The sequence below is a fragment of the Haloarcula sp. S1AR25-4 genome (assembly GCF_031624555.1).
Taxonomy (GTDB): domain Archaea; phylum Halobacteriota; class Halobacteria; order Halobacteriales; family Haloarculaceae; genus Haloarcula; species Haloarcula pellucida.
The window spans coordinates 1-543 of sequence record NZ_JAMQOR010000025.1 but is presented as its reverse complement, the minus strand read 5'-3'; the positions used below and the strand labels follow the sequence as shown (position 1 = coordinate 543).

At 55.4% G+C, this 543-nt stretch carries 1 rRNA gene; it reads left to right on the top strand.

The features are described from left to right. A 23S ribosomal RNA gene (locus NDI85_RS22255) occupies positions 1–543 on the top strand; the annotation flags it as partial.

Below are 543 nucleotides of genomic sequence, written 5' to 3'. Positions count from 1 at the left end.
AGGGAAACGTGATTCAACCTGGGGCCCGTGAAAAGACGAGTATGATGTCCGTACCGAGAACCGACACAGGTGTCCATGGCGGCGAAAGCCAAGGCCTGTCGGGAGCAACCGACGTTAGGGAATTCGGCAAGTTAGTCCCGTAAGTTCGCGATAAGGGATGCCTGCTCCGGAACGGAGCAGGTCGCAGTGACTCGGATGCTCGGACTGTCTAGTAACAACATAGGTGACTGCAAATCCGCAAGGACTCGTACAGTCACTGAATCCTGCCCAGTGCAGGTATCTGAACACCTCGTACAAGAGGACGAAGGACCTGTCAACGGCGGGGGTAACTATGACCCTCTTAAGGTAGCGTAGTACCTTGCCGCATCAGTAGCGGCTTGCATGAATGGATTAACCAGAGCATCACTGTCCCAACGTTGGGCCCGGTGAACTGTACATTCCAGTGCGGAGTCTGGAGACACCCAAGGGGAAGCGAAGACCCTATGGAGCTTTACTGCAGGCTGTCGCTGAGACGTGGTCGCCGATGTGCAGCATAGGTAGGAG